Annotated in this window: 26 protein-coding genes, 1 tRNA gene and 1 pseudogene; 19 read left to right on the forward strand and 9 right to left on the reverse strand. The window is 59.9% G+C overall.

Going from position 1 to position 24,380, the window contains the following annotated elements; genetic code table 11:
• Positions 1-198 precede the first annotated feature (198 nt).
• The 6 genes from dapA to I5961_RS06970 all read left to right on the forward strand — a co-directional run bounded on the left by dapA (position 199) and on the right by I5961_RS06970 (position 5,194).
• Positions 199-1,077 carry a 4-hydroxy-tetrahydrodipicolinate synthase gene (gene dapA, locus I5961_RS06945; protein WP_085683177.1) on the forward strand — a complete coding sequence of 293 codons (879 nt, stop codon included), beginning with the start codon at positions 199-201 and terminating at the stop codon, positions 1,075-1,077.
• A 17-nt stretch (positions 1,078-1,094) separates the two neighbouring features.
• Positions 1,095-2,210, forward strand: a complete 1,116-nt coding sequence (gene bamC / locus I5961_RS06950) for an outer membrane protein assembly factor BamC (protein ID WP_227234735.1) — start codon at positions 1,095-1,097, stop codon at positions 2,208-2,210.
• Positions 2,211-2,214: 4 nt separating this feature from the next.
• Positions 2,215-2,973 carry an MBL fold metallo-hydrolase gene (locus tag I5961_RS06955; RefSeq protein ID WP_085700603.1) on the forward strand — a complete coding sequence of 253 codons (759 nt, stop codon included), beginning with the start codon at positions 2,215-2,217 and terminating at the stop codon, positions 2,971-2,973.
• 28 nt (positions 2,974-3,001) lie between these two features.
• Entirely contained in the window at positions 3,002-3,715 is a 714-nt protein-coding gene (gene purC, locus I5961_RS06960; protein WP_007963288.1) for a phosphoribosylaminoimidazolesuccinocarboxamide synthase, read from the forward strand.
• Between the two features lie 83 nt (positions 3,716-3,798).
• A tRNA-Ser gene (locus I5961_RS06965) sits at positions 3,799-3,888 on the forward strand.
• Between the two features lie 634 nt (positions 3,889-4,522).
• A complete protein-coding gene (locus tag I5961_RS06970; protein ID WP_085703819.1) occupies positions 4,523-5,194 on the forward strand; it encodes a lipopolysaccharide kinase InaA family protein in 672 nt (223 codons plus the stop codon).
• A gap of 264 nt (positions 5,195-5,458) precedes the next feature.
• On the opposite strand, the gene I5961_RS06975 is transcribed toward I5961_RS06970, so the two are convergent.
• Complete coding sequence (locus I5961_RS06975; protein ID WP_085700605.1) at positions 5,459-5,650, reverse strand: YegP family protein; 192 nt, start codon at positions 5,648-5,650, stop codon at positions 5,459-5,461.
• 276 nt (positions 5,651-5,926) lie between these two features.
• Between I5961_RS06975 and I5961_RS06980 the strand changes: the two genes are divergently transcribed.
• The 6 genes from I5961_RS06980 (at position 5,927) to I5961_RS07005 (ending at position 11,504) form a co-directional block, all read left to right on the forward strand.
• Complete coding sequence (locus tag I5961_RS06980; RefSeq protein ID WP_413541589.1) at positions 5,927-6,895, forward strand: glycosyltransferase family 2 protein; 969 nt, start codon at positions 5,927-5,929, stop codon at positions 6,893-6,895.
• A 3-nt stretch (positions 6,896-6,898) separates the two neighbouring features.
• The gene (locus I5961_RS06985) at positions 6,899-7,606 is read left to right on the forward strand and encodes a class I SAM-dependent methyltransferase (RefSeq protein ID WP_085700607.1); all 708 of its coding nucleotides are present in this window, start codon (positions 6,899-6,901) and stop codon (positions 7,604-7,606) included.
• On the forward strand, positions 7,606-7,989 hold the full coding sequence (locus tag I5961_RS06990) for a GtrA family protein (RefSeq protein WP_227234739.1): 384 nt from the start codon (positions 7,606-7,608) through the stop codon (positions 7,987-7,989). The genes I5961_RS06985 and I5961_RS06990 overlap by 1 nt, the downstream gene beginning before the upstream one ends.
• Entirely contained in the window at positions 7,986-10,082 is a 2,097-nt protein-coding gene (locus I5961_RS06995; RefSeq protein ID WP_227234741.1) for a DUF6311 domain-containing protein, read from the forward strand. The genes I5961_RS06990 and I5961_RS06995 overlap by 4 nt, the downstream gene beginning before the upstream one ends.
• Before the next feature lie 72 nt (positions 10,083-10,154).
• Entirely contained in the window at positions 10,155-11,081 is a 927-nt protein-coding gene (locus I5961_RS07000; protein ID WP_085700610.1) for a LysR family transcriptional regulator, read from the forward strand.
• 57 nt (positions 11,082-11,138) lie between these two features.
• On the forward strand, positions 11,139-11,504 hold the full coding sequence (locus I5961_RS07005) for a 5-carboxymethyl-2-hydroxymuconate Delta-isomerase (RefSeq protein WP_085700611.1): 366 nt from the start codon (positions 11,139-11,141) through the stop codon (positions 11,502-11,504).
• Between the two features lie 3 nt (positions 11,505-11,507).
• On the opposite strand, the gene I5961_RS07010 is transcribed toward I5961_RS07005, so the two are convergent.
• Positions 11,508-12,443 (reverse strand): LysR family transcriptional regulator, encoded by a 936-nt coding sequence (locus I5961_RS07010; RefSeq protein ID WP_085700612.1) that lies wholly within the window; start codon positions 12,441-12,443, stop codon positions 11,508-11,510.
• A 209-nt stretch (positions 12,444-12,652) separates the two neighbouring features.
• Positions 12,653-13,837, reverse strand: coding sequence for a cyanate transporter (locus I5961_RS07015; protein ID WP_227234742.1), 1,185 nt, complete (start codon positions 13,835-13,837; stop codon positions 12,653-12,655).
• 297 nt (positions 13,838-14,134) lie between these two features.
• On the opposite strand from I5961_RS07015, the gene I5961_RS07020 reads away from it, so the two are divergent.
• The 4 genes from I5961_RS07020 (at position 14,135) to I5961_RS07035 (ending at position 18,376) form a co-directional block, all read left to right on the forward strand.
• Complete coding sequence (locus tag I5961_RS07020; protein ID WP_227234744.1) at positions 14,135-15,784, forward strand: phosphoethanolamine transferase; 1,650 nt, start codon at positions 14,135-14,137, stop codon at positions 15,782-15,784.
• Between the two features lie 129 nt (positions 15,785-15,913).
• Positions 15,914-17,047, forward strand: a complete 1,134-nt coding sequence (gene rnd, locus I5961_RS07025; protein ID WP_085700615.1) for a ribonuclease D — start codon at positions 15,914-15,916, stop codon at positions 17,045-17,047.
• Positions 17,044-17,337: a YcgL domain-containing protein gene (locus I5961_RS07030; protein WP_085700616.1), complete on the forward strand. Its 294-nt coding sequence runs from the start codon at positions 17,044-17,046 to the stop codon at positions 17,335-17,337. The genes rnd and I5961_RS07030 overlap by 4 nt, the downstream gene beginning before the upstream one ends.
• 106 nt (positions 17,338-17,443) lie before the next feature.
• Positions 17,444-18,376 (forward strand): D-2-hydroxyacid dehydrogenase, encoded by a 933-nt coding sequence (locus tag I5961_RS07035; RefSeq protein ID WP_007958054.1) that lies wholly within the window; start codon positions 17,444-17,446, stop codon positions 18,374-18,376.
• A 116-nt stretch (positions 18,377-18,492) separates the two neighbouring features.
• Here I5961_RS07035 and I5961_RS07040 read toward each other — a convergent pair whose 3' ends face one another.
• The gene (locus I5961_RS07040) at positions 18,493-19,086 is read right to left on the reverse strand and encodes a nitroreductase family protein (protein WP_085700617.1); all 594 of its coding nucleotides are present in this window, start codon (positions 19,084-19,086) and stop codon (positions 18,493-18,495) included.
• Between the two features lie 279 nt (positions 19,087-19,365).
• On the opposite strand from I5961_RS07040, the gene I5961_RS07045 reads away from it, so the two are divergent.
• Positions 19,366-19,815, forward strand: a complete 450-nt coding sequence (locus I5961_RS07045; RefSeq protein WP_085683109.1) for a YcgN family cysteine cluster protein — start codon at positions 19,366-19,368, stop codon at positions 19,813-19,815.
• Between the two features lie 20 nt (positions 19,816-19,835).
• On the forward strand, positions 19,836-21,065 hold the full coding sequence (locus I5961_RS07050; protein WP_227234746.1) for a hypothetical protein: 1,230 nt from the start codon (positions 19,836-19,838) through the stop codon (positions 21,063-21,065).
• A gap of 127 nt (positions 21,066-21,192) precedes the next feature.
• On the opposite strand, the gene I5961_RS07055 is transcribed toward I5961_RS07050, so the two are convergent.
• The 4 genes and pseudogenes from I5961_RS07055 to I5961_RS07070 all read right to left on the reverse strand — a co-directional run bounded on the left by I5961_RS07055 (position 21,193) and on the right by I5961_RS07070 (position 23,424).
• A complete protein-coding gene (locus I5961_RS07055) occupies positions 21,193-21,570 on the reverse strand; it encodes a DUF2892 domain-containing protein (protein WP_085683107.1) in 378 nt (125 codons plus the stop codon).
• Positions 21,571-21,651: 81 nt separating this feature from the next.
• Positions 21,652-22,122 carry an RNA methyltransferase gene (locus tag I5961_RS07060; RefSeq protein WP_007958066.1) on the reverse strand — a complete coding sequence of 157 codons (471 nt, stop codon included), beginning with the start codon at positions 22,120-22,122 and terminating at the stop codon, positions 21,652-21,654.
• Between the two features lie 201 nt (positions 22,123-22,323).
• A pseudogene (locus I5961_RS07065) lies at positions 22,324-22,689 on the reverse strand (YajD family HNH nuclease); the annotation flags it as partial.
• Between the two features lie 48 nt (positions 22,690-22,737).
• Positions 22,738-23,424, reverse strand: a complete 687-nt coding sequence (locus I5961_RS07070; RefSeq protein WP_085700620.1) for a hypothetical protein — start codon at positions 23,422-23,424, stop codon at positions 22,738-22,740.
• A 78-nt stretch (positions 23,425-23,502) separates the two neighbouring features.
• On the opposite strand from I5961_RS07070, the gene I5961_RS07075 reads away from it, so the two are divergent.
• Positions 23,503-23,787 (forward strand): hypothetical protein, encoded by a 285-nt coding sequence (locus I5961_RS07075; protein WP_085700621.1) that lies wholly within the window; start codon positions 23,503-23,505, stop codon positions 23,785-23,787.
• Here I5961_RS07075 and I5961_RS07080 read toward each other — a convergent pair.
• Positions 23,784-24,257, reverse strand: a complete 474-nt coding sequence (locus tag I5961_RS07080) for a cyclic nucleotide-binding domain-containing protein (protein ID WP_007956482.1) — start codon at positions 24,255-24,257, stop codon at positions 23,784-23,786. The genes I5961_RS07075 and I5961_RS07080 overlap by 4 nt on opposite strands.
• Positions 24,258-24,380: the final 123 nt, after the last annotated feature.

The following is a 24,380-nucleotide window of genomic DNA, read 5'->3' on the forward strand; positions in this document are numbered from 1 at the left end:
ACGGCAACGACACTGAAACGGAGCCCGGGAGGCCGAAACGGGAGACTGGAACCCGGCGTACAAGCTGATCAGTACCGATCAAAGTCTGAAGGGTAGCGAAAAGCGGCGCCAAGGGGAATGGCGGCACAGTACTTCGCTTGTGCAAGCATCTTGGCGCCAGTACCATTACCGCTCTCTTTTTCCGGCAGGAGCGGTTTCATGATTGCGGGCAGTATGGTGGCACTGGTCACACCCATGGATGCACAAGGGCGTCTTGACTGGGACAGCCTCAGCAAACTCGTGGACTTCCATCTCAAGAACGGCACCCATGCCATTGTCGCGGTCGGCACCACCGGCGAGTCGGCAACTCTTGATGTAGAAGAACACATCGCCGTCATCAAAGCCGTGGTCAAACAGGTTGCCGGTCGCATTCCGGTGATCGCCGGTACCGGCGCCAACTCGACCCGCGAAGCGGTCGAGCTGACCCGCAACGCCAAAGAAGCCGGCGCCGATGCCTGCCTGCTCGTAGTCCCGTATTACAACAAGCCGACCCAGGAAGGCCTGTACCAGCACTTCAAGCACATCGCCGAAGCGGTCGACATCCCACAGATTCTCTACAACGTTCCTGGCCGCACCTCCTGCGACATGCAGGCCGAGACCGTGATCCGCCTGTCCACCGTGCCGAACATCATCGGCATCAAGGAAGCGACCGGCGACCTGAAACGCGCCAAGGCGATCATCGACGGCGTGAGCAAGGACTTCATCGTGCTGTCCGGCGATGATCCGACCGCAGTCGAGCTGATCCTGCTGGGCGGCAAGGGCAACATCTCCGTCACCGCCAACGTCGCCCCGCGCGAAATGGCCGACCTGTGCGAGGCCGCGCTCAAGGGCGATGCCGAGACCGCACGGGCCATCAATGAAAAACTGATGCCGCTGCACAAGGACCTGTTCATCGAAGCCAACCCGATTCCGGTGAAGTGGGCTTTGGTCGAAATGGGCCTGATGCACGAAGGCATTCGCCTGCCGCTGACCTGGCTGAGCGCTCCTTGTCATGAAACGCTGCGCTCGGCCCTGCGCCAGTGCAACGTCCTGGTTTAATTGAGGAAGTACAACGCATGAAGCGAATGGCCGGACTTTCCGCACTTGCCTTGATTATCTCCAGCACCAGTGGCTGCGGATGGATCTGGGGCCCGGAAGGTTATTTCCGTGACCGTGGTAGCGATTACCTGGAAGCGCAACAGACTGCACCGATGCAACTGCCACCAGACGTCAGCATTTCCAAGCGCCTGGATCCGCTGCTGCCGATCCCGCGCAACGTGGCCGACGACACCGCCAAGGGTGAATACGTCGTTCCGCGTCCTCAACCGCTGTCGACCGTTGCCGATGCCAGCGACTACTCGCTGCAGAAGAGCGGTGATTCGCGTTGGGTCATGGCCCAGCACCCACCGGCCGAAGTCTGGCCAGTGGCGGTGCAGTACTTCCAGGACAACGGTTTCCGTCTGGATGAACAGCGCCCGCAAACCGGCGAATTCACCACCACCTGGCAGCATTCCGATGAACTGTCCGCCGCCATGGCCAAGCGCCTGAGCGCCGCCGGCGTCAGCACCGACAGCGAAACCCGCGTGCGGGTGCGCATCGAGCCTGGCGTGCAGCGCAACACCAGTGAAGTCTACGTGGTCAGCGCCGAGCGTCCTGCCGGCAGCACCGCCAATGTCGATTTCACCAACCGTTCGGTCAACACTGGCCTGGACGCTGCGCTGGTTGACGACATGCTCGCGAGCATGAGCCGGACCTCCGAGAAGGGTGGTTCGGTGTCGATGCTGGCTTCGCGTGATTTCGACACCCCAAGCCGTGTCAGCCTGAGCGAAGACGGCAGCGGCAACCCGGTACTGAACGTCGGTACGGATCTGGATCGTGCCTGGTCGAGCGTCGGTCGTGCGCTGGAACAGGGCGAATGGCGCGTTGAAGACATCAACCGCAGCCTGGGTCTCTACTACATCAACTTGTCCGAAAAGGCCGAGAAGAAAGACGAGAAGCCAGGTTTCTTCAGCAGCCTGTTCGGCAGCGCGCCGACCAAGGAAGAAGTTGAAGCCCGTGCCGAGCGTTATCAGGTTCGCCTGAGCAAGGTCGGCGAGAACGTTCAGGTGACCGTCGAGAAAAACATCAACACCGTTGCGCCGGCCGATGTGGCCCGCAAAGTGTTGAGCGTGATTCAGGACAACCTGGGCTGATCCAATGCGTTTTGCCGTTCTCGGCAGCGGTAGCCAAGGGAACGGCACGCTGATCGCCAGTGCTGATACGTATGTGCTGGTGGATTGTGGTTTTTCCCTGCGGGAAACCGAAAAACGCCTGTTGCGCCTGGGGGTTAACCCGGCGCAACTGAGCGCGATACTCGTAACCCACGAACATGCCGACCACGTGCATGGCGTGGGTTTGCTGTCTCGGCGCTACAATCTGCCTGTCTACCTCAGTCGCGGCACACTGCGCGGGATGCGCAAACCGATTGAACCTGCCGGTTTCGTGACCGGTGGCGAGCAGTTGCAGATCGGTGCTCTGAACATCGGGGTCATTGCCGTGGCCCATGATGCGCGGGAACCGACTCAGTACGTGTTCAGTGACGGTGAACGGCGCTTCGGCCTGCTGACCGACCTGGGCTCTTACTGTGAACGGGTGCTGGACGGCTATCGGGATCTCGATGCGTTGATGATCGAGTCCAATCACTGTCGCAACATGCTGGCCCGTGGTCATTACCCGTACTTTCTCAAGCAGCGGGTGGGCGGCGAGCTGGGACATTTGAATAACCATCAGGCGGCATTCCTGGTGGCCGAGTTGGGCTGGCAAGGCCTGCAACACCTGGTCCTGGCCCATCTGAGCAGCAAGAACAACCTGCCGCAGCTGGCCCGGCAATGTTTTGTCGACACCCTCGGGTGCGACCCGGACTGGCTGCAACTGGCCGATCAAGATTCAGGGCTCGACTGGCGCCACATCGCCTAGCCCATCTACTTAGCAAGCGGAGCCCATCATGGAAAAACGTGAAGAACTCTACCGCGGCAAAGCCAAATCGGTTTACAAGACCGACGACGCTGACCGCTTGATCCTGCTGTTTCGCAACGACACTTCGGCGTTCGACGGCAAGCGCATCGAGCAACTCGACCGCAAAGGCATGGTGAACAACAAGTTCAACGCCTTCATCATGCAGAAACTCGAAGCGGCCGGCATTCCGACCCAGTTCGACAAACTGCTGGGCGACAACGAGTGCCTGGTGAAGAAACTCGACATGATCCCGGTCGAGTGCGTCGTGCGTAATTACGCCGCCGGCAGCCTGGTCAAGCGTCTGGGCGTCGAGGAGGGCATGAAGCTCAACCCGTACACCTTCGAACTGTTCCTGAAGGACGACGCCAAGGGCGACCCGTTCATCAACGAATCCCACGTCGTGGCTTTCGGCTGGGGCACCGCCGAGCAACTGGCGCGCATGAAGGAACTGTCGCTCAAGGTCAACGAAGTCCTGAGCAAACTGTTCGACGACGCAGGCCTCTTGCTGGTGGACTTCAAGCTTGAATTCGGCGTGTTCAGCGACGGCTCCATCGTCCTGGGCGATGAGTTCAGCCCGGACGGCTGCCGTCTGTGGGACAAGGACACCAAGAAGAAGATGGACAAGGACCGCTTCCGTCAGGGCCTCGGTGACGTCATCGAAGCCTACGAAGAAGTCGCCAACCGTCTGGGCGTACCGCTTTAATCGACGCAAGCATCTGATAGCACGGAGAAATTTTCGAAAGAGGGTTTGCTTTCGGTAAAAGTGTTGTTATGATGCGCGCCGTTGGAGAGATGCCAGAGTGGCCGAATGGGACGGATTCGAAATCCGTTGTACCTTCACCGGTACCTAGGGTTCGAATCCCTATCTCTCCGCCATTATTGAACAAGACTAAGCCCCCGTAATCATTGAAGATTACGGGGGCTTTTTCGTTCCCGTCGATCTATTTGAAACATTTCCTGGGCATAAACCTTGCCCGTCATGCGGCTCTAGTCCGTTTTAAAACCCCAGCATTTTTGACACGACACCGGCCATGCTCTTGGTGTCTACGAGCGCTTCGAACGGCTCTACATCGCTCTTGCTGATGTAGACGATTCGGCGTTTGCCAAATTTTTTCGACGTGCTTGGCGTTGCTTACATAGTTAACGACGGACTTGATGCTCTAAGGCTGGCTGAATACCTTTCAGAGGGACTTATGAGGGGACGAATGAAATCCAACGAATGGTGATCGTCCGGCATATTTGGTAAAAGCTTAGTAGGCTGACCGACCGCTTCCAGCGATAAGCAGAGGTTTGCCAGTAACCACCATCGGCCAATCGTGGACGCAAAAATCTTCCAAATCGCTTGTCTTGAGCGTGGTCGCTCTGAATGTCCGGCTCTGTAAAGAGCAAGATCTCGAGCTAGTAAAAAACCTGCAATTTGCGGGGAACTATTTATATTCACGAATGGACTGAGCTGCTATTGCGATCAAAATAAAACGGCGCAGAAAACTTTTAAATAATGGAGCGCGTAATGGGCAGGTCAGGCAAAGAGTTTGAATTTTGGTGGGGTACATCCGGATCGTGGGTTGAACCGCCCAATGTGCGCCGAAGCGGTACTAGTGGTGTCCAGCTGGTTGTTCAAGATAACAGAACGTTCTTCGTCAAGCGTCAAACCGGCCATCTGTTTCGCAGCCTGCGTTATCCCACTGGCAGACCCACCGCTCTGCGTGAGGGGGTTGCCCTCTCCAGACTCGAGAAACTGGGTGTAAACGCGCCAAGACCCGTATTTTATGGTGCGAGAAAAGTCGACGGGGTATGGCAAGGTGTTTTGGTCACGGAAGACCTGGGCGGCTTCATAGATCTGGATACTTGGTATAGCCAAGGCGCTGCCAGCATGTTGACGACGGAACAACATGAGCAACTATTTAAGCGTTTGGCGCAAATGCTGGCGAGAATGCACTCGGGCAAGTGGCAGCACGGTTGCATGCGGTCCAAACACATCTTTATCAAGGCATCGATTACGGATGCGGTATTTGACTTCGAGCTGGCGTTACTTGATTTAGAGAAGTCACGCGGTCGTGCTACGGCGATGGGAGCAGCTCGTCACGACATTCCTCAACTCAGACGGCATTCTTACTGGGATGAGTCGCAGTGGCGGCATTTCCTTTCATACTACGAGCAAGCAATTGGCAGAACCATCTAAGCTGGTTTGTCTAGCACTCAGCAGGCCCGCCAGTTGTAACTTCTGAAGATATCAACAAGTGCTTAAAACATAGAGTCACCTCTTAAATTAAGGATTCTTCTATCGGCTGATTCTGGCTGGGTAGCGACGGTCAGGACTCGACCGTCGCAAGGCATATTCAAACATCGGTCTGTTCCGCCATCTCCAGGGCGACCTGATGCCCTGAAGCAACATCAGAAGTCGCCGGAGCTGCCAACACAGGCAGCCCGGCGTCCTGAACAGTCCTCAGATCTCCTTGATCGGCGTATCCCCCTGGACACCCTTGATCAACTCGATCACATGCAGACAATCCGCCTTGTTCACATACGACTCCCCGCTGGCGACCGTCTCGTGGTTGCCTGCCCGCAGCCGCCAGCGCCATTGGCCCTTTCCGGTGCTCGGGGTGCCTTTGGATTGCCTGTAAATCTCGAAATACATTCAGTTCGCTCCATGCGATTTATGTGCGACAGCCTGTGTGACGCCTCGACGCAAGCCTAGCGGAGCGCGGATTTTTGGCTATCGGGGATTTGTTTCCAATCGTTCGTGAATGTTTCTGAAAGGCACGGGGCAGAGCGCAGGGATCGTCCTCCGGATTGGCCGGAACGCCGTCGTTTGCCCCTTGCATGACATATCGGGCTGCTGCTTAATACGGTGCGGCTCATGGTGTCGAACGGCGTTCGACGACCGACAATCACTATAAGAAAGAGCAGTCCATTGGTTCATCTGCACGGAACGCAACACGCGAACCCGGTGAAGTTGTCGCTGGTGATTCCCGTATTCAATGAAGAGGACAGCCTCGACGGCTTTCTCCTGCGCATTCATCAGGTTTTCGAGCAAGAGGCGCTCGTCCAACTGGAACTGGTGTTCGTCAATGACGGCAGTTCCGATACAACGCTGGAACGCTTGCTGCATTGCCAGCAGAGCGATTCACGCATCCGCATCGTCGATCTGAGTCGTAATTTCGGCAAGGAAGCGGCCATGTCCGCCGGTTTGCAGATTGCCACCGGGCAGATCGTGGTACCGATCGACGTTGATCTGCAGGATCCTCCCGAAGTCATTTTGCAGATGATCGAACGCTGGCGGGAGGGTTTCGAGGTCGTGCTCGGCCACCGCATCAGCCGGCGCAACGACACTTGGGCCAAACAGACCTCCGCCAGTTGGTTCTATCGCCTGCACAACCGGATTGCCGATCAGCCATTGCCCGAGAATGTCGGCGATTTTCGCTTGATGGATCGCTGTGTAGTCGATGCGTTGCTGACCTTGCCCGAGTCGCGGCGCTTCATGAAAGGCTTGTTCGCCTGGGTCGGTTTCCGCACCACGCAGGTCGAATATGAACGCCCCGAGCGGGCGGCGGGGCAGAGCAAGTTCAATGGCTGGCGACTGTGGAATTTCGCGCTGGAAGGCATCACCAGTTTCAGCACCGAGCCGTTGCGGATCTGGACGTATCTGGGGGCGCTGGTGTCTCTGGTGTCGTTCGCCTTTGCGATGTTCATCGTGCTGCGTACGGTGCTGCACGGTGTCGATCTGCCAGGTTATGCGTCGCTGATGGTGGCGGTGACATTCCTCGGCGGCCTGCAACTGATCGGCATTGGCGTGCTCGGCGAGTACCTGGGCCGCACCTACATCGAAGCGAAGCGCCGGCCGGTTTTCCTGGTGCGCCGCATTTACGAATCCAAGGACTGACAGATGGATCTCAAGGAAACCGACATTCTCGGCGACAGCATCGGCGAGCATTGGTATTACTGCTCCAAGGCAGCGGCTACCCGCCGCCTGCTGGGTGAGGCGCCCATCAAACGAATTCTCGACGTCGGCGCCGGTTCAGGATTTTTTTCCCATCATTTGTTGACGCACACGGCGGCACGCGAAGCCTGGTGCGTGGACATCAGCTACCCGGCCGACTCCAGCGCCACCACTGCCGGCAAACCGGTGCATTACCGTCGCTCGATCGACACCGTGGATGCTGATCTGGTGTTGCTGATGGATGTGTTGGAGCACGTCGATGATGACCTCGGCCTGCTCAAGTCTTACGTCGACAAAGTGCCCTCCGGCAGTCGCTTCCTGATGACCGTGCCGGCGTTCCAGTTCATGTGGAGCGGGCACGATGATTTTCTCGAACACAAGCGTCGCTACACCCTGGGGCAATTCGAAACTCTCGCCCGAAAGGCCGGATTGACGGTGGAGCGGGGCGCCTATTACTTCGGCGCGGTCTTCCCGATTGCGCTGGCGTCGCGCCTGATACCCGGCGCTCGGGGTTCGGCACCGCGTTCGCAATTGAAAAAACATCATCCGCTGGTCAATAGACTGCTGAAAACCCTGTGCAGCCTCGAGCTGCCGCTGATGGGCATCAACCGCGCAGGCGGACTGAGTGTGTTCGTGCTGGCGCGCAAGCCGTGATGGCGACGAAACGGTCCGCACTGATTCAGCGCGGTGTGCGTTTTGCCGTCACCGGTCTGTTCGTCACGGCGCTGCATGCGTTGGTGGCAGTGCTGTTCATCAATTTCGTCAGTCCTGTGCCTGCGTTGGCCAACGGCGTCGCCTTTATCGTGGCGACGGTGGTGTCCTACGTGATCAACACCACCTGGAGTTTTTCCGCCCGGTTGCACGGCAAGACTCTGATGCGTTTTCTGATGGTTTCGGCGGGCGGCTTTCTGTTGGCAATGTTCGTGGCCTGGGCGGCGCAGATGGCCGGGCTGCACTATCTGGCCGGAATCATTGCCGTGGCGCTGACGATTCCGGCATTCACCTTTGTACTGCATAACTTCTGGACGTATCGATGACGGATTCACGGGAGCACCCGGCACTTTCCCTGTTGCCGCTGCTATTGGGTGTTCTGGTGTTTTTTCTGGTGGTCGGGCCGCAAGCGCTGAATCCGCAGAACATCGCCTGGCTGGAGCAGGGCGATCCGGCGACGCATTATCTGGGCTGGGCGTTTTTTCGGCAGGCTCCCTGGACGTTCCCGCTCGGGCTCAATCCTTCTTACGGCCTGGAACTGGGCAGCGCGATCATTTTTTCCGACTCCAATCCACTGCTCGCGCTGTTGTTCAAACCGTTCAGTGCCTGGTTGCCGGAGACCTTTCAGTATTTCGGTTTGTGGCTGTTGGCCTGTTGTGTCCTGCAAGCCTGGTTTGGCTGGAAGCTAATGGGGCTGATGACGACCCAAACCTTGATTCGACTGCTAGGGACGGGGTTGCTGGTGTTCTCGCCTGCGATGTTTTTGCGCATGGGCGCGCACCTCTCGCTGGCGGGCCATTTCCTGATCCTGGCTGCGCTGTACCTGACGCTGTTGCCGAACCTGAGCCGACGTCGTGTCGCCTGGGGAACCTTGCTTGCTGTAACGGCATGGGTGCACGCCTACCTGCTGGCCATGGTTGCGCTGATCTGGGTGGCGGATCTGCTGGGCAAGACATTCAATCAGTCATTGACCCGGCGTCAGGGGATGATTGAAGGGGGCATGCTTTTCGCTCTGGTAAGCGTGTGTTGCTGGCAGGCCGGGTATTTCAGCATTGCCGATGGCGCGGCATCCGGTGGCTTTGGTTTGTACCGGATGAATCTGCTGTCGCCCCTCGACCCGGCCGGCTGGTCATTGATCCTGCCTGATCTGCCGAAGGCCGACGGGGATTACGAAGGTTTCAACTACCTTGGTCCGGGCGTTCTCTTGTTGGCGCCGCTGGCGCTGATTGCCGGATTTCGAAACCGCCAACCCTTGCAGGATCAGGTGCGCGCGCGTCCATGGCTGCTGATGGCGCTGTTCGGTTTATGGCTGTTCGCTTTGTCGAATCAGATCGGTATCGGGGCGTTGAATCTCGATTATCCGCTGCCGAAAAGTTTTGTCGCGCTGGCCAATATCTTTCGTGCCTCGGGCCGGATGTTCTGGCCGGTTCTGTATGTCTGCATCCTGGCCGCGATTTTTCTGGTGGTACGCGGTTATCGGCCGCGCGTCGCCATCGGTCTGCTCGCGGTGGCGCTGCTGATCCAGGTTGTCGATACCCGAAACGGCTGGATGGGGCTGCGGCAGGGAAAAATGGTGGCACCTTCGTCGGTCTGGGCCAGCCCGATGACTGATCCTTTCTGGGCGAGCGCCGCTGCGCGTTATGCCAATGTCCGCAGTCTGATGCCACAGAATCAAGGAGAGCGCTGGCAGATGATTGCCGGTTTCGCAGCGACCCACGGCATGAAGACCGATGCTGTCTATCTGGGACGCATGAGCACTTCGGCGCTGGTGCGGGCACAGCAGAACGCCCGCGCGATGCTCGATTCGGGGCAGTACGACGCAGATTCCTTGTACGTCCTGGACGACGATGCTTTGGTCGATGCCGCGAGAACCATCAACAGTGAAACCGATCTGTTGACGCGCGTGGACGGGATTACGGTACTGGCGCCGGGCTGGAAACGTTGTGTGCAGTGCCTGTCCGTGCAGGATGAGGGGCGACGGATTTCACTCCTTCCCTTGACTCGCCCGGGACAGGCGTTGGTCTTCAATTATCGAAACCGGCAACTGGCCAGCGGCTGGTCGAAGCCTGAAAGCTGGGGGACGTGGACGGAAGGTCAACAGGCGAAAATCCAATTGCGCGTGTTGCCTCCGGCGAGTTCGATCGTGATCGACGCATTGGCATTCATACAGCCCGGGCACCCCGGCCAGCGGGTGATCATCAGTCTGAACGGCCAACCAGTGCTGGATACCCGTTTGACGCAGTTTCAAGGCAATCGCCTGGAAATTCCGATCAGCGCCCAGCTTAACCAGCGCCTCGAGAACGATGCCCGGCTCGAAATCGAATTACAGTTGCCGGATGCCGTCAGCCCCCGACAGTTGGGGATCAACGACGATTCGCGGGTCATGGGTCTGGGGCTGAAGACGTTGACGGTGCAATGACGCACCGTTTCGATGGACGCCGCCCCCACGGCCTTTCTACACTGCCGCAATCTGGGGATCGGGGGGCAATGGATGAACCGCAATGAACTACGCAAGGCCGACATCAACCTGATGGTGGTATTCGAGACTTTGATGCTCGAACGCAACGTGACCCGGGCCGCCGAGAAACTGTTTCTCGGCCAGCCGACCATCAGTTCGGCGCTCAATCGTTTGCGCACCATGCTTAACGATCCGTTGTTCATCCGCGTCGGCCATCGCATGGAGCCGACCGCCCGCGCCGAAGACATTTATCGCCATCTAAAGCCCGCGCTTGACTCGCTGTCGGTGGCGCTGAGCCTGACCCGGGATTTCGACCCGGCCGTCAGCACCATGACCTTTCGCATCGGTCTGTCGGATGACGTCGAATTCGGCCTGTTGCCACCATTGCTTCGGGTATTGCGCCAGGAGGCGCCGAACGTGGTGTTCGTGGTGCAGCACGTCGATTACTGGCGGATTCCCGATCTGCTGGCCGCCGGCGATATAACTGTCGGCATCAGCCAGACCCGCGGCCTGCCGGCCAACGCCAAGCGCAAACTGCTGCGGCATATTCAGCCGAGCATCCTGCGCGCCGACAAATCCGACACGCCGCTGACACTCGATGAATATTGCGCACGCCCCCACGTGCTGGTTTCCCACACAGCCAATGTCAGTGGCTACGCCGATGAGTGGCTGGCGGATATCGGTCGCACCCGTCAGGTGGTGCTGTCGGTGCCGCAGTACAGTTCGTTGCCGGCGTTGCTGGCCGGCACCGATCTGATTGCCAGCCTGCCGGACTACACCGCCGAAGCCATGGCCGCTTCCGGGTTCCTGTTCAAGGAGCCGTTCCCGTTCAAGACCCCGACCCTTGACCTGTCGATGGTCTGGCTCAGCCACGTCGACAGCGACCCGGCCGAGCGCTGGCTGCGTTCGCGGCTGGAGCAGTTCATGAGTGAGCGTCCGGTGATGTCGTCGTTGGCGTGAGTCATGCGTTGCTGTGTTATATGTACGACCTTTGCGCCGAACCACTGGAGCACCGAGATGCCACACCTGCACCTGGAATACACCGCCAACCTGCCGCAACTGAACGCTGACGTGGCGTTGATCCGGCTCAACAACACACTGGTGGGTTCCGGTCAGTTCTCGGCGGAGTTCGATATCAAGAGCCGTGCGCTCAAGGTTGAAACCTTCAAGGTCGGCACCGCCATGAACGAGCGCGCCTTTGTGGCGGTGAGGCTGGCGCTGCTCAGCGGGCGCTCTCCGGAGATCAAGAAGCAACTGTCGCAGAGCCTGTTGGCGGTATTGCAGGAATTGTGCGAATGGCCGGCCGGGGTTGAGGTGCAGTTGAGTGTGGAACTGCTCGACATCGACCGCGAGTCCTACAACAAGACCGCCATCGGCGTGTAGGACTCAGGCCGCTTCCAGCTCTGCGCAGGTCTTGATGACCTGCTCGCGCAGCCAGAGGTTGGCGCTGTCCTGATCGACGTTGTGGCTCCACTGCATGTCGAGGGTGAACCCCGGCAGGCCATTCGGCGCCTCGCAGTGGTTGAACACCGCGTCGTTGGTCAGTAAACGCTGGATCCGCCGGGGCAGGGTGAGAATGAAATCGGTGCCGGTGATCATCTTCAACGCCGCGCTGTAACTGTTGGAGCGGGCGACGATCTGGCGTTTTTGCGCCTGGCGCGCCAGCCAGCCATCGACCATGTTGGTGGTCGACGTCCACGGCGTGGGAAACACATGCCGGCGTTCGGTAAAAGCTTGCAGACTCAGTCGCGGCTCCAGCGGCGTGGCGCGTTTGTCGAAAACGCAGACCAGATCATCTTCCAGCAACATGCGTGATTTCAGGTCGGCGTGACTGCGATGGAAGTGCGGGCCGAAACAGATCACCAGATCGAGGCTGCCATCGCGCAACTCTTCGACCGGCACGTCGGTTTCGAACTTGTGCATGTTGACCATCACCGGCAAGTCATCGAAGTCAAAGCGCTTCAACATCCGCGGCAGGATCAGTTGCTCGAAGTATTCCGGGGCACAGATGTTGAAGGTCACCGGTTGCGCCATCGGGTCGAAGGTCGGGGCGCCGGCGTGGCAGAGGTTGATGCTTTCGAGGATTTTCTGCACATGGCCATACATGCTGCTGGCCTTGTAGGTCGGGCGCATTCCCGTGCGGGTATTGACGAACAAATCGTCTTCGAAGCTGGTACGCAGTTTTTTCAGGCAGTAACTGACGGTGGACTGGCTGACGAACAGCGACTCCGACACGTCGGTGACGCTGCTTTGCTCATACACGGCGACAAACACCATGAGATCCTGCATGTCGAGCTTTCTAAGCAAGTTACTGTTCAGCATCCGTTCTGTCTCGCTGTGCTCCTTGCGCCGAATCCGCGCAAACGTGTGCGCATGATCGTAACGGAACGATGGTGCCAGGAGAAAGCCCTGTAGGACGTTTCACTGTCACTTGTGGGACAGAAAGTTTTAGTAACACGACGTACACAATCAAACCCGAAAAAGCTGGCCAGAAGCCTTTATCCAGACGAGGCGGCCTGCCGTTCGCCCGATCAGCCCATGTGCCGGGTGTAATGCCGTGGATCAAAACGCAGCACCATCAACAGCATGAGCGCCATCACTGCCGTCAGTGACCACCAGGCCCATTCGAAGCTGCCCAACTGATCGCGCACCATCCCGGCCATCAGCGGCGAGAGCCCGGCAATCAGGTAGCCGATGCCTTGTACGAATGCGGTCAGCCCGCCGGCACGTTGCGGTTCGTCGAGGTGATCGAGGGATACGATCAAGCTCATCGGGAACAACCCGCCGATACCCAGCCCGAGCAGGCACGGCCATAGCAGACTCAAGTGCAGGGGACTGAGGATCAGCCCCACAAACCCGGCGATGATCAGGCCGAGCAGGGCGCCAAGCACCAGGCGTCGGTCACGGCTGCGATTGGCGATCGCCGGCACCACCAGCCCTGAAATCACCTCCATGGCCGTCAGAAAACCCAGCATCAGGCCGGCGTTTTGTTCGCTCCAGCCCTTTTCCACGTAATACGGCGCCAGCCAGGCGAGCACGCAGGTGTAGGACGCGGTGCCGAGACCAAAGAAGATCGCGAGCAGCCAGGCGCGGGAATTCGTGAAGAAGGATTCTTTTCTGACAACGGCCCGGTTGGTGTTCGGTGACGTGGCGCGGTTTTTCCACCAGAAAGGAATGGCGAGCAGTGCCAAAACCGCCCAGACAGCCAGTCCCGCCCGCCAGTTGCCGGTCTGCATCATCACCCACGGTGCGAACGAAGCGGCCAGCGCCGCGCCGCCCATGATCGAAGTGACGTAAAGGCCCATGCACAGCGCCACGTTGTCGGGAAATCGCGATTTGATCAGCGCGGGCATCAGGGCCTGGATCAGTGCAATACCGATCCCGGCCAGCACGGCGCTGGCGATCAATCCGCCCGCTGAATCGAGAAACAAACGCGAAAACGTCGCCAAGCCAATGATCACCAGCGACAGCAGCACCGTGCGCTGTTCACCGAGGCGCTGGCTGACCGCCATGCCGAAAAACATCGCCAGCCCCATCGCCATCACCGGTAGCAGGGTCAGTAACGCTGCGAGACTGAAGCTCAGCGCCATATCGCCGCGAATGGCCGAGAGCAAGGGGCCGACCGCCGCCATCGACGGGCGCAGGTTGAGGGCGACCAGGATGATGCCGAGCATGAGCCAGACAGCGGGGCGGGCAGTGGCGCGAACGTTTTCCATCTTCAGACCTTTGAACCAGGGGCTGTTGATTAGGCGGGCAGGGGAGCGGGGCGGCAAATCAGAATGTCATGACCGCTATCGAGAAACTCGATACGGCACCTCGTGGCCCGCGTCTTAACCACAGCTGAATCATTCTCAAATACGCTGCATATTTCATGGTTATTTCATCGGCCAACTAATCGTTGGCTTCTTTTTCACAAAAAATTGATGGTTGCCTGCTTAGAGTTTGCGTGGTCTGCGTCAATGAAATTTTCACAATTGGCGACGGCACTTCTTTCAAGGAAATAGTCCCTCGCCATGTTCAAGTTAAAAGCCGTGCGCCCGGAATGGGTGACGTTGTTTGCCAGCGCCTTTCTTTTGACCGGATTCAATTTCGTTCTCTGGCAACACCTGTTCGACATCACCGCCGCGGACGGCAAGGGCATTGCGATGCGCATTGCGTTCGGGGTGATGATCTTCGCGGCGTATAACATCGTCTTGACGCTGCTGGCGTTTCGACCTGTTTTGAAACCTGTGTTGACGTTGTTGTTCATGGTCAGTGCCGGCGTAGCTTATTTCATGAGCCAATACGGTGTATTGATCGATGCCGGCATGTTTCGCAACTTTGCCGAAACCAATGCCACCGAAGTTCGCGATCTGCTGTCTTTGAAGTTGCTGGTTTATATCTTGTTTTTGGGTGTCTTGCCGTCCTGGTTGTTGTGGAAAGTTCCAGTCAACTATCGTCGCTGGCATCGCGAGTTATTAAGCAAAGTTGTGGTGAGTGTCGCGTCGGTCGCGGTTATTGGCGGCGTCGCGTTGGCCAATTATCAAGGACTGTCGTCGCTGTTTCGCAATCACCACGAAATTCGCCTGATGCTGGTGCCGAGCAATTACATCGGCGCCTCGGCCGGTTATCTGCGTGAGCAGGTGGCTTCGGCGCATCAACCGTTCGTCACGCTTGGCGAAGACGCCCAGCGTAACGCCGCCGTGCAGAACCATCCGCGCAAATCCCTGACGGTGCTGGTAGTGGGGGAAAGTGCCCGGGCGGAAAACTTCGGCATCCTCGGTTATGACCGCGACACCACACCGAAACTGGACAAGGAAACCGGCCTGATCGCCTTCACTGACGTGCATTCCTGCGGCACCGAAACCGCTGTGTCGGTGCCGTGCATGTTCTCCAACATGGGCCGCAAGGATTACGACGCCAGCAAGGCGAAGAATGAGGAAGGGTTGCTGGATGTGCTGAAACGGGCCGGGATCGACGTGATCTGGCGCGACAACCAGTCCGGCTGCAAGGGCACCTGCGACCGTGTCACCCTGCAGGATGTCAGCAATCTGAAAGACCCGGCGCTGTGCGCCAACAGCGAATGCCGCGACGAGATTTTGCTGCAAGGCCTGCAAAGCTTCATCGATCACCTGGACAAGGACACTGTGCTGGTCCTGCACCAGATGGGCAGTCACGGTCCGGAATACTTCAAGCGCTATCCAAAGGAATACGAGCGCTTCACCCCGGTGTGTGAAAGCAATGCGCTGAACAATTGCAGCCGCGAAAGCATCGTCAACGGTTACGACAACACGCTGGTGTACACCGATCATGTGCTGTCGAGCCTGATCGATGTGCTGCGCAGCAATCAGGACAAGGTCGATACCGCCATGTTGTACCTGTCCGACCACGGCGAATCCCTGGGCGAGTACAACCTGTTCCTGCACGGCACGCCGTACATGCTGGCGCCGGAGCAGCAAAAACACGTGGCAATGCTGGCGTGGTTCTCTGACAGCTATCAGAAGTCCTACTCGGTCGACACCCATTGCCTGCAAATGAGCCGCGACAAGCCGCTGAGCCAGGACAACCTGTTCCACTCGATGCTCGGTCTGCTGGAGGTGCAGAGCAAGGTGTACCAGCCGGATCTGGACATGTTTGCCGGCTGCCGGGGCGCGGTGATCGACGGGGTGCTGGCCAAGGACTGACCGGCAGACTCAATCTGTAAGACTATTCTTTCCCTCAGGCAGGAGATTTCATCAAGCTCTTGCCCTGTAGAGGCGCGGAAAGCGCCGGTGGCGATATATACTGCGCGCCATTCTTGAAGGGAGAGCCGTGTGGCCATCGATATTCACTGGATTCGCGACAACGATAGCCTCGCGCAGTTTTGCGCCGAGTGGCAGCAGCTGCCGTTCGTTGCCCTCGACACCGAATTCATGCGGGTCGACACCTTCTACCCGATTGCCGGCCTGTTGCAGGTTGGCGACGGCAAACGCGCCTACCTGATCGACCCGCTGACCATCAACGCCTGGCAACCTCTGGCCGCTTTGCTGGAAAACCCGGCGGTACTCAAAGTCCTGCACGCCTGCAGCGAAGACCTTGAAGTCCTGCTGCGCCTGACCGGCAGCCTGCCGGCGCCGCTGTTCGACACCCAACTGGCTGCCGCCTACCTGAACCTCGGGTTCTCGATGGGTTATTCGCGTCTGGTGCAGGAAGTGCTCGGCATCGAACTGCCGAAGGGTGAAACCCGTTCCGACTGGTTGCAGCGTCCGTTGTCCGACACGCAAATCAGCTATGCCGCCGAAGACGCCGTGCATCTGGCGGAGGTTTTCGTACAACTGCGTCCGAAACTGTCCGACGACAAATACGCCTGGGTGCTGGAGGACGGCGCCGAACTGGTCGCCAACCTGCGCCGCGAAACCGATCCGTACGAGGTGTATCGCGAGGCCAAGCTGGCGTGGAAACTGTCCCGTGCTCAACTCGCCGTACTGCGTGAGCTGTGTGCCTGGCGTGAACGCGAGGCCCGTGCCCGCGATCTGCCGCGCAACCGCATCGTCCGTGAACACTCGCTGTGGCCGCTGGCCCGGACCCAACCGGACAGCCTCAGCGCGCTGGGCAAGATCGAAGACATGCATCCGCGTACCGTGCGTCAGGACGGCGAGTTTCTGCTTGATCTGATCAAGCGCTCTGGCAGTGTGGGGCCTGATCAATGGCCGCCAGCTGTGCCGGAGCCATTGCCGATCGAAGCCGCCGCGCTGATCAAACAGCTGCGGGCGCTCGGTCAGGCCGAAGCTGAGCGTCTGGGCATCGCGCCGGAGCTGATGCTGCGCAAGAAAACCCTCGAAGCGCTGGTCAAAAGCGGCTTCCCCGAGGGGCCTTACCAATTGCCTGATTCGCTGCGTGGCTGGCGCCGCGAATTGATGGGCCAGAAGCTGCTCGACAGCCTGGCCACCGCCGGAGAACAGCCTTGAAACGTATTTGTTCCATTTATCAAAGTTCGAAGAAAAGCGGCATGTATCTGTACGTGCTCAAGAGCGATGCGCTGGAGCGTGTGCCGGAAGGCCTGATGGCGGCGTTCGGCAAGGCCAGGCATTCCTTCGATCTGGTGCTGACCCCCGAGCGCAAGCTCGCCAGCGAAGACATCGCCGTGGTCCTGGAAAACCTCGACAAGCAGGGCTATCACCTGCAGATGCCACCGGCCGAGGAAGAGTACATCGAGCACTTGCCCGAAGAGTTGCTGCGACGCAACGACCCGGTCTGATCCGCGAGGCCCTGTCCTGGGCCTCTTGTAACCCCTGGAACGGTTTTTACGGCGACGGCTGCCACGAAGTGGACGGCCGCCTGCACGGTTTGCGAAAGGTTTGAAGATGCGCGTTCTGATTGCTGAACACGACCACGCGATATACGCCCGACTGCTGCGTCAGGCGGCCCCGGAGCTTGAAGTGCTGACCAGCGGCGACTCCGCCGAACTGGCCCGTCAGGCCGTCGATTGCCCGGTGTGGCTGGGTCAGCCGGATCTGCTGGCGACCCTGCTGCGTCAGGGCCACCAGCCCCAATGGCTGCAATCGACCTGGGCCGGCATCACGCCGCTGTTGGCCGACGGCCTGCGCCGGGATTACCGCTTGACCCGGGCGGTCGGCATTTTCGGCCAGGTCATGGCTGAATACGTGCTGACCTACATGCTCGGCCATGAGCGCGAAGTGCTGGCGCGACTGGTCAGCCAGGTCGAGCGCAAGTGGGACAACCGCACCGGCCAGAGTCTGGTCGGACGCAAGGTGCTGATCGTCGGCACCGGTGACATCGGCCAGAGCGTGGCGCAGTTCCTGCTGCCGTTTGGCGTCGAGTTGTACGGCATCGCCAGCAGCGCTCGCGAGCAGGCGCCGTTTGTCGAAGTCGGCTCGATGGCGGACTTGCCGCGTCTGGTGGGCGAAGCGGATTACGTGGTCAATCTGCTGCCCAACACCGAGCACACCCACGACATCTACGACGCTGCACTGTTCAAGCAATTCAAGCCGACCGGGTTGTTCATCAACGCCGGGCGCGGTGTCGCGGTGGTCGACGCGGATCTGGTGGAAGCGTTGAAAGAAGGCCATCTGGCTGGCGCGGTGATCGACGTTTGCCGCCAGGAACCGTTGCCGCAACGGCACCCGTTCTGGACCGCGTGGGGCCTGCTGCTGACCGGGCACAGCTCGGCACCGACCTCGCCGCCGATGATGGTGCAGTTGTTTCTGGATAACTTGCGGGCGTATCAGGCGGGCGAGGCGCTGCGCGGCGAAGTGGATTTCGCACGCGGTTACTGACTAGAGATCGTTCCCACGCTCCGCGTGGGAATGCAGCCCGTGACGCTCCGCGTCACTGGACGCGGAGCGTCCCTTGAGGCATTCCCACGCAGAGCGTGGGAACGATCAAACGGGGCTTAGAGGGTGAAATCGCCTTCAGCCGCCAGTTCGCTCAGCGGACGACGCGGGCTCGGCGTTTCCCGTGCTTGCAGGTAATCCGCCAGGCTTGCCTTGTCACCCAGCTTGCCCACCGCGACGGCGGCGTGCAGCGCATAGCCTTGCGGAATGTTCAGCTCCTTGCGGGTCAGCTCCTGATCGAAGCCGGCCATGCCGTGGGTGTGCCAGCCGCTCAGGCTCGCTTGCAGCGCCAGATGGCCCCACGCGGAACCGGTGTCGAAGGTGTGCCACAGCGCTGGCGTTTCCTCGGTCGCGCCCGGTGCGGTGAAGGTGGTTTTCGAAATCACGATCACCAGTGCCGACGCGTGCTGTGCCCAGCTGCGGTTGAATTCATTGAGCAGACCCAGGTAACGCTCCCAGTTCGGCGTGTCGCGACGGGCATAGAGAAAACGCCACGGCTGCGAGTTGTACGCCGACGGCGCCCAGCGCGCGGCTTCGAAGAAGCTCAACAAGGTTTCTTCGGAAATCGCTTCGCCGGTAAAGGCGCGGGGCGACCAGCGATCGGTGAACTGCGGGTGAATGGCGTATTCGGCAACGCGAGGGTTGGCACTCATCGAGAGATTCCTTGCTACGTTTGAGGACAGGTTGGAAGCGAAACCCGGCGGGATCAGTTGGGCTGAACGATGGGGTTGTGGCGCAAGCCTGCAGTTCACCGGGTGCAACGCGGTCGAGCGTTAATGGCATCCGGCGAAGGCCTAGTGTGACCGGCAAAGCTACTTGGCCGCGCAAAAACTGACAAGCCCCGCACAACCGGCAGTCGCCAGCGCTTGGATCACGGGGCCTTGGGCACTAGACTGGCGGCCTTTTCACCACCTGATGTTGATGCTTGAGCCATGGCCGCCAAAGTCGAACCGTTCTGGATACGCAAAACCCTCGATCAACTCGATCACGAGGAGTGGGAATCGCTGTGCGACGGTTGCGGCCTGTGCTGCCTGCAAAAGCTCGAGGATGAAGAAGACAACAGCGTCTATTACACGCGTATCGCCTGCAAACTGCTGGACCTGAAAACCTGCCAGTGCAGCGATTACCCGAACCGCATGAAGTTTGTTCCGGACTGCATCCAGCTCACCCCGGGCCAGGCCGAACAATTCAAATGGCTGCCGCCGACCTGCGGTTATCGGCTGGTCAGCGAAGGCAAGGATCTGCCGCTGTGGCATCACCTGGTCTGCGGTGATCGCGACGCGGTGCACCACGAGCGGATTTCCCAGTCCGGGCGCATGCTCGCCGAAGGCAGCGTGCCGGAAGACGACTGGGAAGATCACCTGATTTTCCGCGCAGGTTAACGATTGACCAAGGAGCAGGTATGGCGACGGGATTGCGCCGGGCGCTGATCGTCACGCTGCTGGCGCTGAGTGCGCCGGTGTGGGCGGCGAAGAAAGTCGATCTGGATTATCAGGTACGCCTGTTGCCGCAGAGCGATCAGGCCGAAGTGCGCATGACCTTCGCCAGGGGCGAAGCGGTGCGCAGCCTGGATTTCGACCTTGGCGATGGCAGCCGCTACAGCGATTTCAAGGCCGACGGCCAGTGGCAACTGACGCCGGGCAAACCGGCGCGCGGGGTCTGGCGCCCGACGGCGGACAAGGCCAGCCTGACCTACCGCGTGCGCATCAGCCATGGTCGCAAGAACGGCAGTTTCGACACGCGCATGACCCCGACCTGGGCGCTGATGCGCGGCGATGAACTGGTGCCGCCAGCCAGGCTCGATCAACAGGACGGCATCGAGCTGGTCGCACGCCTGCACTTCGAATTGCCCGATGGCTGGAAAAGCGTCGAAACCGCCTGGCCACGCATCGGCAAGAACAAATTCCGCATCGATAATCCGTCACGCCTGTTCGACCGCCCGACCGGCTGGATGCTCGCCGGCCACCTTGGCAGCCGTCGCACGCGGCTGGGGGAAACCGAAGTCACCGTGGCCTCGCCGCAAGGGCAGGGCATGCGCCGGATGGACGTGCTGACGCTGCTGACGTTTGTCTGGCCGCAGGTGCAGGCGGTGTTTCCGCGCCATCCGAGCAAACTGTTGATCGTCGGTGCCAACGACCCGATGTGGCGCGGCAGCCTGGCGGCGCGGGAGTCGATCTACCTCAACACGCGGTTGCCGCTGGTCAGCGAAAGCGGCAGCAGCGCACTGGTGCGCGAGCTGGCGCAAGTGTTCGGACGGATCAACGACGAGCAGCGCAGCGACTGGATCAGCGAAGGGTTTGCCGAGTATTACGCCATCGAACTGGTGCGCCGTGCGGGGGGCATGAGCGACGAGCGTTACCAGGCGTTGCAGGCGAAACTGGCCAGGGACAGCCAGAAGGTCACGACCCTGCGCGGCGAGCAGATCAGCCCGGCGCAGGTGTCGAAAGCGGTGCTGCTGTTGCAGGAGCTGGATGGCGAAATTCGCCTGAAGACCCGCAACAAGCGCTCGCTGGATGACATGCTGCGCGGGGCAATGCATCTGGGGACGGTGGACACCAAAGCGTTCGTGCAACTCGCCGAAAGCATTCTCGGCGAGTCGTCCAAAGTCCTCGATACCGCGTTACTGCAGTAATACCGTCATCGCTGGCCAGCCAGCTCCCACAGGATTGTGTGGTGACCACCGATTGGTCTCCACCCCAAAACATTGTGGGAGCTGGCTTGCCAGCGATGAGGCCAGCAGCCTCAAGGTAAATCCAGAATCAAACCCCGGCTTTCGGCGATTTCACTGAGTCATTACCGGTCACCGTAGCGGTGTTGGTCGCCGCTTCGGCATTGGCCTTGAGCTTGCTCAGCTCGTCGCCGGCCCGCTCGATCTTTGCCCGCACGTTGTTCATGTCCTGACGACTTTTCTCCAGCAGGCTTTTCACCGAGCTGTGGCCAGTGATGCCGCGGGCCATGGCCACACCGCCAATCGCCACCTGAATCAGCCCGAACACCCCGCCACGGCGCAGGCCCTTGCCGACCATGATCACGCCGCCGGCCAGCGAGCCGATGCGCTCCCAGCCTTCGACGTTCTGCTCGGAACGGCTCTGGAACGGGGTGGATTCGATACGCTCGACGCGTTTGAGCTCGGTCATGATCTTTCTCCAGGCAATGAGTAATCGATAAACAAGCTGACTGCGCAGGCCGTCAGCTCGTTCCATCGGATGTGCGGCGTTTCAGCGGAATTTCGGTCCGGAGCGGGTATTCAGGCCTTTGGCCATACGGTCGTAGAGCACGACGTTGACCGTGGCGGCGAGATTCATGCAGCCGGTGGTCGGGATGTACACGACGTCTTCGCACCAATCGCGGATCTCTTGATCCAGCGAGCCGTCTTCGGGGCCGAAGATGTACAGAGCGCGATCCGGGTGGGTGTATTCCGGCAACGGGCGGGCGCCGTCGACCAGTTCCACGGCGACCGGGACGCAGTTGAGCGGCAGGATCTTTTTCAGGTCGTCGATGCCGATCAGCGGGATGTCGTAGTGCACGCGCTTGGTGTCGGTGACGAAATCGGCGGCGCGCTCATAGCGCTTGCCGGTGTAGAACACGGTCGACACGCCGTAGCAGCCTGCGGCGCGCATCACCGAACCGACGTTTTCCGGTGATTTGGGGTTATATAAACCAATGCAGCTGTACCGTTTGTCTGCCACGAGCGGGGTGCCTTCGGGAAAAAGAGGGCGATTATACGGGGATTGGGGGAGGGCGGGCAGATTGAGGATCTGCGGTGCTGATCGTTCCCACGCTCTGCGTGGGAATGCCTCAATGGACGCTCTGCGTCCGCTTTGGGACGCGGAGCGTCCCGGGCTGCATTCCCACGCGGAGCGTGGGAACGATCGGAGTGGTGGCTCAGTCTTCTTTTTCATCAGCCCGGCCAGGGCAGCAAACGGGTTGTGCGTGGCCTTGGCGATTTTCGGCGTGCTCAGCGAGCCTTCGCCGAAGTACTGCTGGTCGGTGTAGCGCGAGTGTTCGTTGTCGTGGCAGTACAGGCACAGCAGCTCCCAGTTGGAACCGTCCTGCGGATTGTTGTCGTGGTTGTGGTCGCGGTGGTGCACGGTCAATTCGCTCAGGCGCTTGCCGGAAAACTCACGGGCGCAGCGGCCGCACACGTGCGGGTACATCTTCAGGGCCTTGTCGCGGTAGCCCATTTCCTTGTCGCGCTGGTTGTCGGCGAGGATGCGATCCAGCTTCGAAGTGTTGGTCGGGGTGGACGAACTCATGGGTTCACCTTTGCAGAAGACTAATGACGGTTATGAGGCAAGTTTAGCTCAGCCCTTGAGCTTCTCGGCAATCCAGATCGTGTGGCGCGTGCCTTTGTTGCCGTGGGCGAAGACCTGCACTTCCTCGGCCTTGAAACCGGCCTTGCGCAATTTGTCGGAAAACTGCCGGTCGGCGCTGGCCGACCACACCGCGAGCACGCCTTTGGGCCGCATGGCCTTGGCGCAAGCGGCAAGACCGGCGGCGGAATACAGCCAACTGTTGGCCTTCTGGGTCAGGCCTTCGGGGCCGTTGTCGACGTCGAGCATGATCGCGTCGAAGCCATTCGGCTCGCTTTGCAGCACCTTGGCCACGTCTTCCTGACGAATCACCGTGCGCGGATCGAGCAGCGGACGTCCGGACTTTTCTCCGAGCGGGCCACGGTTCCACTCGACCACGCCAGGCACCAGCTCGGCGACCACCACTTCGGCGCTCTTGCCCAGATGCTTGAGTGCGCAGGCGAGGGTGAAGCCCATGCCCAGGCCGCCGATCAGCACCCGCGAGTTCGGCCGACCAGCGACCTTGCGGCACGGGATCTCGGCCAGCGCGTCTTCGGAACCGTGCATGCGGGTGTTCATCAATTGGCCGCCGTCGCCGCCCTGGATCTTGATGACGAAGTCCTCGCCATACTCGAACAGGCACAGGGCGCCGCCATTGTCAGGGATCGGCGTGGTGTCGAGCAGAACGAAACGTTTCATGGAAATCTCTACGGGGGGAAGGCAAGCCGGCGCGTTGGGAGTAGCCTGAAGGCAGACTTCAGGCCAACGGAGCCCTTGATGAAGCGCACCATTCTAACGGCCATTACCCTGGCCGCGCTCTCGATAACTGCCGTACAGGCGCAACAGACGATTCCCGTCAGCCCGACACCGCAACCGGGCTCGCCCGGTACTGCGACGCCAACCCCGTATCCGCAGATCAGCCCGGTGCCGATTCCCAAGGCCGGCCCCGGCAGTGGCGGCCCGCCGCTGGTGCCGATCGAAATGCCCAGCCCGCCGACCAAGGATCAGCCATTGCCGGGCCTGGAACAGACCGACAGCAAACCCAAATCCCCGGGAGGCTAGATCTGCTGGGCGGCGAGTTGTCCGTCGGCCATGCGCAGGCGTTTGGACAGGGAAACGGCGAGGGCGCGGATGATCTTGGCGGCAATCTTCGGCGCGTCGTTGAGCATTTTTTCCAGCGAATCCTTGCCGAGATTGAGCAACTGACAGTTGCTCGCCGCGACGCAAGTCGCCGAACGGCGCTCACCGTCGAGCACGGCCATTTCGCCGAACGCCCGGCCGCTGCGCAGGGTAGCCATGGTCACGACCTGGCCGTCGCCGCCGGTTTTCTGCACGGCCACCTGGCCGGTGTGGATGATGCACATGAAACTGCCGGCATCGCCTTCGCGAAAGATCGCTTCACCTTCAGCCACGGTGCTGATGCTGAAGTAGCCCGACGCGGCGGCGAAATCCGCCAGTTGCAATTGATCGAACAGGCCGCAGTCCATCAGCCAGTCGCGGATTTCGTTGTTCAGTAAAGTGGGTTCTGACATGTCGTCACAATCTTTTTGTTTTCACAGGTTGCAGGCACTACACGGATCGTTGTGGGAGCAAGCTCGCTCCCACAATGGGATCTGTGGTGTATCGACCGCCGGGGTCTGGAATTAAGACCCAAG

Source organism: Pseudomonas sp. IAC-BECa141 (assembly GCF_020544405.1).
Classification (GTDB): domain Bacteria; phylum Pseudomonadota; class Gammaproteobacteria; order Pseudomonadales; family Pseudomonadaceae; genus Aquipseudomonas.